Here is a 7,392-nt window from a genome sequence, read left to right on the forward strand (position 1 = left end):
CGCAGCAGCCCAGTGAATAAGAGAGGTTAGCTCAGCGTGACGCGGTTCGTTCGAACTGCGCGGGGCTGATGTAGTCGAGCGCGGAATGTCGCCTGACGGGGTTGTAGAAACCGTCGATATAGCGGGCAATGGCCTGGGCGGCTTGGTCACGGGTATAGAAGACGGTGCGCCAGACGATCTCGGATTTGATCGTCTTGAAGAACGTCTCGACCATGGCATTGAGGCTCCTATATTTGTCAAGCGGGCGTCGGCGTCGTTTCCGGACGGCACAGATGTGCGAAGATCTCCCGGACGATATATCGCTTGAGACAGCGGATGATTTCACGGTTGCTCTTGCCGTCTGTCTTTCGCTTGCTGACATAGGCGAGTGTTGGCTGGTGGTTGCGCATGCGAACGATGGCGACCCGATACAGGGCGGCATTGGCCTGTCGGTTGCCGCCACGATTGAGCCGGAAGCGGTTGGTCTTTCCGCTCGATGCGGGGATAGGGCAGACCCCGCAGAGTTTGGCGAGCGCGGCCTCCGAACGGATCCGGGTTGGGTCGTCGCCGACCAGGATAAGCATTTCCGCCGCCGTCATCGTCGCGATCCCATGGGATGCGATAAGGGCCGGCGCGCGCGCCACGACGAGGTGTTCGAGTGCCTTGTCATGCCCCTGGACCTCGTCATGCAACGCCAGCCAGCGTTGCGCCAACGCGCGCATGGCGGTTTTGGCCGGTGCCGTCGTCGACGTGATTGCACCCGGCCTGAACGCCGCGATATGCCGGATCAGCGCCATCTTGCCGCCGATCTGGTCGAGTGCATCGCGTAGGGATGCGGGAGCGTTGATGATCAGGGTCTTCAACGTCACCAGGGCCTGGGACCGGCTCTTGACCGCAGTGTCGCGTGCGATCTTGAGATGCCGGATCATTTCAACCGACCCTGTCTGTGTCTTTGGCTCGGCGGCCGCCTGTCCGGCCAATACCGACCGTGCCGCGCCTTCGGCATCGATGCTGTCGGTCTTGCCGTGCTGGTAGCGCAGCTGCCGATTGGGCCGCGTCACCTCGACGACCTTGTGACCTTGGGCAAGGAGATGGCGAGATAAGCCAGCGCCGTACGATCCGGTGCCTTCGATACCAAAGGCCGCGATCGTTCCCAAGGCGGATGCCCAGCTTTCGAGCGTCAGATAGCCCTTGGTTGTTGCCGGAGCCGAGATGCACGCCAACCGGCTGCCGTTGGCATCGATCGCCACGGCGACATGGGTGGCCTTGTGCGTATCGACGCCGATAATGATAGTATTGGCTGTCACTTCGGTCCTGTCCTCTCTGAGCGGTGCCCGGGCACCGCTCAGAGAGGACAGGACTGTGAAGGGGCGAACCCGTCAGGCTCCTATGAAGTCACATCTCACCCGTTGCCAGGGCGACCTGATGGCCGACACGTCAACGCAATGACACGCAGTCAATCGTAACATGGGTCAGGCCACCAGGCCGAGGCAACCTATCACAATCGTAGCAATTTCCCTTTCCAGACATGGAGATACGGATGCCGTGGCGGCGTAGTTCGGCTTGGTAGTCGACGGCACAATATTGGCTGCCGCGGTCCGAATGGTGAATGAGCCCTTCGGGCGGACGGCGCATGACGAGGGCCTTGCGCAATGCGGCGAGCGCCAGATCACGGTGCAGCCGGTCGCCGACCGCCCAGCCCAGGGAGTGTCAGGATTTTCGTGTGCGGGCGGGCATGATGGGTAAAAAGGAGTCCCAATATGCCTCGACGCAAAGAACCCGCGATTCCCAACGAGCTTCTCGATCAACTGCTGGCAGGCGGCACCGCCAGTGCTGCATTCGATCAGGGCGGGCTGCTCGACTCCCTGAAGAAGACGCTCACGGAGCGCGCCTTGAATGCGGAGATGGATCACCACCTTGCTGGCGAGGACGGCAGCGGCAACACGCGCAACGGCTACGGCCGGAAGACCGTAATGACCGACACCGGCAAGATGGCGATCGATGTGCCGCGCGACCGACAGTCGAGCTTCGATCCGCAGCTGATCGCCAAGTACCAACGCCGCTTTCCCGGCTTCGACGAGAAGATCGTATCGATGTACGCGCGCGGCATGAGCACCCGCGAGATTACCGGGCATTTGCACGATCTATACGGCATTGATGTGTCGCCCGACCTGATCAGCACGGTAACCGACGCCGTGCTCGATGAGGTCGCGACCTGGCAGCAGCGGCCGCTGGATGCGGTCTATTGGCAAGGCCGGCGCGCTGGCAGCGCAGCTCGCCCGTCTCGATCTCGTCGTCCTCGATGAACTTGGTTATCTGCCGCTCGCCCGCTCCGGCGGGCAGTTGCTGTTCCACCTGATCAGCAAGCTTTACGAGCGCACCTCGGTGATTATCACCACCAACCTGACGTTCGGCGAATGGTCCACCGTGTTCGGCGATCCCAAGATGACCACCGCCCTTCTCGACCGCATCACCCATCATTGCGACATCGTCGAGACCGGCAATGATAGCTGGCGGTTCAAAAACCGAAGCTGATACCCCTCGGGCTGACCGGAAAAGAACGAGCTTGTCGGGCTTGCGCCTCCGGCCGGGCTACGCCCGACCTCCGCCCCAAGCCCGACAAGCTCTTCTCATCCTGATTGTCGCGCAAACTCCACCGCCAACCGCGAGTGATCCCCTTTTGCACGCCGATGTGGTTCCAAAGTGGGTCCCGTTTGAACGCCGATTGACAGCGAAAGTTCCGCTCGCCATTGCGGCCACCCGCCGGCGGATCGCCAGATCCGTCTTTCGGTCGAAAGCTCTTGAACGAAGCAAACGCCTTCAGCATCGTCCCGTCCAGCGAGAAATGCTCGGCGCTCAAAAGCCGCTTCACACGGCGATCCGACAGAAGTGCCGACAGGAACCCTTGCGCGATCTCTTCCGTCAAAACCCGCGTCCGGTTCTTCGAAAACGTCGAGGCGTCCCAGACTGGATCGTCCACGCCAAGCCCCACGAACCAGCGAAACAGAAGATCAAAATTGAGCCGCTCCATCAGTTGCCGCTCCGAGCGGATCGAATAGAAAAGCTGCAACAGGATCGCCCGAAGCAATCGCTCCGGCGCGATCGATGGGCGGCCACCGTCCTTGTAAAGTGCGGCAAACCGATCATCGAGCGCAACCAACGCAGGGTTCACCAGATCCCGCATCGCTCGAAGCGGATGTCCCTTCGGCACGCGCGCCTCAAGATCGACGTAGGAAAAAAGTTGGGACGACCGATCATCTGCGCCGCGCATCGCATCAATCCATTGCCAATCACGATATCAGGATCGAATCAGGATTTGCCCCAAAACACCAGCGGGTTTTTCAGCAGCCTGCTAACGCGGGCGGTTCATTGGAGCGCGCCCGCGATTGGAGTTCGCAGGGACAAAGCGATCATGATCCGGGTGCAGCAAATCGCGCAGTCGAGCGCATGGCCCGCACCCTCGGTGCAGTCCATGCAAGCGCTTCGCGGTCTATCCCTTTCGATCAGGCCGATCAGTTCACGCTCGTCGCGCGACACATCGGTGCCTGCGCCGACGACCATCGCCCGGCCAAGCGCAACCTGGTATAGCGTCATAAGGCTGTCGATGACCGGCGCAAGCATGCCGCAACCATGTTCTCCTAACATGGCATGCAGGCGCGGCTGGACGGGCACTCCGCAATCGCGCGCACCGCGCCAGCAGCGCGCGCTCACCGTCAAAAGCTGAGCCGTACCAGGCAGCACTGCGGTGTGATCGATGACCCGGTGCATCGTCATGATGCGCTCCCGGCGAGCAGCCCTGGCCGGCGCAAAGCCGCGAGCATCAACGGCACAACTGCCGATAGCATGGTCGGCAGCGCCGGCAGGCGCGTGATCATGGATCGGCCCCGATTTCCGGTCACGACATCATTCTCCTTCGGTTGCGCTACCCGCAAGCTTCAGAAAAGCGCATATCAAAATTGATAATGCATCGCAATATATGTCAATCGGCTAGGAATGGCTCAAGGCTGCCAACGGTAGACAACGCCCCCCCCCGGCCCGAACTTACCCTCACCAACATATCGCGATTTATCGTTCGCCACGGAATGCCTGCATCGCATCGAGCGTTTCCTGGCTCAGATGATGTTCCAGCCCTTCGGCGTCCATCTCCGCCACCTCGCTCGACACGCCCAGTCGCAGCAGGAAGCCAAGCACGATTTCGTGCCGCGCCTTTGATCGCGCCGCCAATGCACTGCCCTGATTGGTGAGGAAGATCGAGCGATAGGGGCGCATTTCGACCAGGCCGTCGCGCTTGAGCCGGGTGAGCGTGTTCGCCACCGTCGCCGGCGTGACGCCCAGCCGTTCGGCGAGATCGGTGGCGCGCGCTTCGCCGGTTTCGGCGATCAGATCGGCGATCAGCTCGACATAATCCTCCTGCGTTTCGGTGCGATGCGCCGAGCGCAGGCGTGCGAAGCGGCGCGCGTGTTCTTGAGGCTCGGGCAAGGTCACGGCGGGCAGCTCCTATACGAAGCCGTTTCCATCGCACAGCAACGCCGATGGTCCAAATATTAGCCCTAGCTAATTTTGAACGCGAATACATATTAGGCGGGACCGGAGAGGCCCTGCATGACCGATGACGCCATCAAACCCGATGCGAGCGCCGCCAAGCCGCGCGGCTGGCGGACGCAATCGGGCGACAGCCTGCCCGAAGTGTTCCGCAGCATTCCGATCCCGCGCGACGCGCGTTTCTGGACCAAGATGGGGGCCTTCTCCGGCCCCGGCTATCTGGTCGCGGTCGGCTATATGGACCCAGGCAACTGGGCGACCGGCCTCGCGGGGGGATCGCAGTTCGGCTATACCCTGTTGTCGGTCGTGCTGCTGTCGAACGTGATGGCGATCCTGTTGCAGGCGCTGGCCGCAAAGCTTGGCATCGTCACCGGACGCGACTTGGCGCAGGCCTGCCGCGACCATTATAGCCGCCCCGTCGGCTTCATCCTGTGGGTGGCGTGCGAGCTGGCGATCATCGCGTGTGATCTGGCCGAGGTGATCGGCACCGCGATCGCGCTGCAATTGCTGTTCGGCATCCCGCTGGTCTGGGGCGTCGTCATCACCGCGTTCGACGTGCTGCTGATCCTGCTGCTGCAGCAACGCGGCTTCCGCAAGCTTGAGGCGTTCGTGATCGCGCTGCTGATCGTGATCGGCGGCTGCTTCGCGGTCGAGCTGGCGCTGGCGCAGCCCGCGATCGGCGACGTGCTGCGCGGCTATATCCCGACCGCGCAGGTCGTGACCAACCCGGCGATGCTGTACGTCGCGATCGGCATCCTGGGCGCGACGGTGATGCCGCATAACCTGTACCTCCATTCCTCGATCGTCCAGACGCGCGCGTTCGAGCAGGACGAACGCGGCAAGCGCGAGGCGATCAAATACGCCACGCTCGACAGCACGATCGCGCTGATGCTGGCGCTGCTGATCAATTCGGCGATCCTGATCCTGGCCGCCGCGACCTTCCATACCGCCGGGCGCACCGACGTCGCCGAGATCGGCGATGCGTATCAGTTGCTCGCACCGATGCTGGGGGTGGGCGTCGCCAGCACGCTCTTCGCGGTCGCGCTGCTGGCGTCGGGGCAGAATTCGACGATCACCGCGACGCTGGCGGGACAGATCGTGATGGAGGGCTTCCTGCGAATCCGCCTGCCCGCGTGGCAGCGGCGGCTGATCACCCGGCTGCTGGCGATCATCCCCGCGGTGACCGTCGCGGCGCTGTATGGCGACAGCGGCACCGCGCAATTGCTGGTGTTCAGCCAGGTGGTGCTGTCGATGCAATTGCCCTTCGCGGTGATCCCGCTGGTCGCCTTCACCAGCGATCGCGCCAAGATGGGGGGCTTCGCCAACCGGCCCGCACTCAAATGGGCGGCGTGGATCGTCGCAGCGGTGATCGTGACGCTCAACGTGAAGCTGCTGATCGATTTCGCGGCGATGCTCTGACGCATAAACGCTTTCGCCTGTTAGCGTTACCGCGCTATGCCTCTTCCCATAATCGCCATTGGGCGAAGGGCGGAGGGGACGAATATGCGGGTTCATCGGGCATTCGCGGCGCTGCTGGCGCTTGGCACACCGGCGCTGGCGCAAGATTCGAAGGAAGCCGCGCGCGCGATCGCGGGCGAGCCCGTCGCCGCGCCGCAGCGGCTGACGCTCACCGACCTGCCCGAGCCGACGGGCAAGCCGATCGCCCTGTTCGACGGGCGCAGCCTCGACGGGTGGACGGCGTGGCTGGGCTATGCCGATCCTTCGATCACCTATCAGGCGGAGCCCGGCGCGACGCCGATCGGCACCTCCCGCGACACCAAGGGCGATTTCGCGGTGCGCGCGATCGACGGCGCGCCGGCGATCTGGGTGAAGGGCGAGACCTGGGGCAGCCTGGTCCACCGCGCCGACCTGCGCGACTATCACCTGCGGCTGGAGTTCAAATGGGGGGCCAAGACTTTCGCGCCGCGCGAGACGCTGCCGCGCAACAACGGCCTGCTCTATCACACGCACGGCGCGCCCGGCGAAGTGTTCGGCACCTGGCGGCCATCGTCGGAGTTCGAGATCATGACCGGATCGACCGGGATGATCGTCGCGGTGGGCGGCAAGCTGCGCGGGCGCACCAATGTGCGCTTCGACCCGACGCTGATCGCGCCGCATCTGCGCTACCGCGCGGGCGGCCCCGAGATCGACATCGTCAACGGCACCCCGACCTGGAATGTCGAGGCGGCGACCGATGCCGAGCGCCCGGCGGGCGAGTGGAACACGCTGGACCTGTACGTGGTGGGCGACCGCGCGGTGCATGTCGTCAACGGCGTGCCGGTGGCGCAGGTCCGCGACCTGGCGACGATCGCGCCCGACGGCACCCGCGTGCCGCTGACGCATGGGCAGATCCAGTTGCAGTCCGAAGGCGCCGAGACGTGGTTCCGGGGGATCACGGTGGAACCGATCGAGGCGCTGCCGCGGGTTGTGGTGGGGGAGTGACTTGGGGGGAACACGAAGCGATGATCTCCAACGGTTCGATAAATAATCTAAATGTAAGCGCCGCCGAACCCTGCCTTGCGGATTATAAGTTAGCTACTAATCTACCGCCAGTGGGAGGACTTGATGGACTATACCGCAAGCGATTTGAAGAAGTTTGGCCAAGCTGCACATTCTTTGAAACTGTATCGAAGAGCCGATCTGCGTGACGACGTTACAGATAAATCCCTTATTGGAAAATTGTACGTTGACCCTTTGCAGAACGACGCTGTGTTGGACACAATGCTCCGCGAAAGCACCACCTTTTTAATCGGGCGGAAAGGGACCGGTAAGTCGACGATTTTCCAGCGAGCACAGCACGAACTTCGTTCTCGGCAAAATGTCATATCGGCCTACGTAGACATTAACAGGCTGCTGAAAAATCCCACGGTT

General features: G+C 62.7%; 6 protein-coding genes and 5 pseudogenes. 5 read left to right on the top strand and 6 right to left on the bottom strand.

All coding sequences use genetic code 11. The features are described from left to right. Positions 1-31: 31 nt before the first annotated feature. From QU44_RS16520 to QU44_RS18015, 3 genes and pseudogenes are all read right to left on the bottom strand, one after another. Positions 32-220 (bottom strand): annotated as a pseudogene (locus QU44_RS16520) (IS3 family transposase); the annotation flags it as partial. A gap of 16 nt (positions 221-236) precedes the next feature. Next, a complete protein-coding gene (locus QU44_RS16525; RefSeq protein WP_033923513.1) occupies positions 237-1,286 on the bottom strand; it encodes an IS110 family transposase in 1,050 nt (349 codons plus the stop codon). Between the two features lie 196 nt (positions 1,287-1,482). Further along, a pseudogene (locus tag QU44_RS18015) lies at positions 1,483-1,683 on the bottom strand (DDE-type integrase/transposase/recombinase); the annotation flags it as partial. Between the two features lie 56 nt (positions 1,684-1,739). Between QU44_RS18015 and QU44_RS16530 the strand changes: the two are divergent. Further along, positions 1,740-2,225, top strand: a pseudogene (locus QU44_RS16530) (IS256 family transposase); the annotation flags it as partial. 19 nt (positions 2,226-2,244) lie between these two features. Continuing rightward, positions 2,245-2,514 (top strand): annotated as a pseudogene (locus tag QU44_RS16535) (ATP-binding protein); the annotation flags it as partial. 156 nt (positions 2,515-2,670) lie between these two features. Here QU44_RS16535 and QU44_RS16540 read toward each other — a convergent pair. From QU44_RS16540 to mntR, 3 genes and pseudogenes are all read right to left on the bottom strand, one after another. Further along, positions 2,671-3,250: pseudogene (locus QU44_RS16540) on the bottom strand (transposase); the annotation flags it as partial. Positions 3,251-3,345: 95 nt separating this feature from the next. Beyond that, positions 3,346-3,753 (bottom strand): hypothetical protein, encoded by a 408-nt coding sequence (locus tag QU44_RS16545; RefSeq protein ID WP_033923514.1) that lies wholly within the window; start codon positions 3,751-3,753, stop codon positions 3,346-3,348. Between the two features lie 291 nt (positions 3,754-4,044). Beyond that, entirely contained in the window at positions 4,045-4,464 is a 420-nt protein-coding gene (gene mntR, locus QU44_RS16550) for a manganese-binding transcriptional regulator MntR (RefSeq protein WP_231621792.1), read from the bottom strand. A 117-nt stretch (positions 4,465-4,581) separates the two neighbouring features. Here mntR and QU44_RS16555 point away from each other — a divergent pair, with 117 nt between their 5' ends. The 3 genes from QU44_RS16555 to QU44_RS18775 all read left to right on the top strand — a co-directional run. Then, a complete protein-coding gene (locus tag QU44_RS16555) occupies positions 4,582-5,940 on the top strand; it encodes an Nramp family divalent metal transporter (RefSeq protein WP_033923516.1) in 1,359 nt (452 codons plus the stop codon). Between the two features lie 84 nt (positions 5,941-6,024). Continuing rightward, positions 6,025-6,963, top strand: coding sequence for a 3-keto-disaccharide hydrolase (locus QU44_RS16560; RefSeq protein ID WP_081988135.1), 939 nt, complete (start codon positions 6,025-6,027; stop codon positions 6,961-6,963). Between the two features lie 123 nt (positions 6,964-7,086). Further along, positions 7,087-7,392 (top strand): hypothetical protein (locus tag QU44_RS18775; protein WP_231621793.1); only part of this gene is annotated, 306 nt, incomplete at its 3' end.

The organism is Sphingomonas sp. 37zxx, from assembly GCF_000786205.1.
Taxonomy (GTDB): Bacteria; Pseudomonadota; Alphaproteobacteria; order Sphingomonadales; family Sphingomonadaceae; genus Sphingomonas.